Below are 673 nucleotides of genomic sequence, written 5' to 3' on the forward strand. Positions count from 1 at the left end.
ATCATATAGCACTCCATTACACTCATCATTTGCATATTCAATATTTTTACGAATATATCCTTGTACAAATAATTTTGCTCTTGTAACTCGGCGATAAGGTGTAGCATCTACTGGAGTAAATGCTACATCATATAGCACTCCATTACACTCATCATTTGCATATTCAATATTTTTACGAATATATCCTTGTACAAATAATTTTGCTCTTGTAACTCGGCGATAAGGTGTAGCATCTACTGGAGTAAATGCTACAGGAACTAACTTACATTGTGTTAAAAATACATTTTTTAACACACGTTTAATCTCAGTTGCTGGAGGATCTAATGAAATATCAGATTCTACAACAATTTGAATTGTTCTTTCTGCTAATACAACTGGTATTTTTACAATCGGTGTTCCTGGAGTAAGAATTGGTGCTGCAGCTGCATCACTTAATGGTGTTTGGGTTTGTCCCGCTACCTGACAYGGTACATTAATTGGGCATTGTTCACTCATATTTTATAATCTCCTTTATATGAAAAGTTTAGAGCTTTTTAACTCTCTATACTGTATATGTTTGTCTTCTATTAATGCGTGGGTTTGTATCATAGTCACTTTTATTATTTACAAAAAAAAGAGTAATTTCCCTTTAATAGTCAAATATACACAACTTAATATACTGAGTTTTTATGGG

General features: G+C 32.3%; 1 protein-coding gene. It reads right to left on the bottom strand.

The features are described from left to right. On the bottom strand, positions 1-495 hold a 495-nt coding region (locus tag AC1DJR_RS32555), incomplete at its 3' end, for a DUF7852 domain-containing protein (RefSeq protein ID WP_477004520.1). Positions 496-673: the final 178 nt, after the last annotated feature.

The organism is Bacillus sp. 05T31 (genome assembly GCF_056396725.1).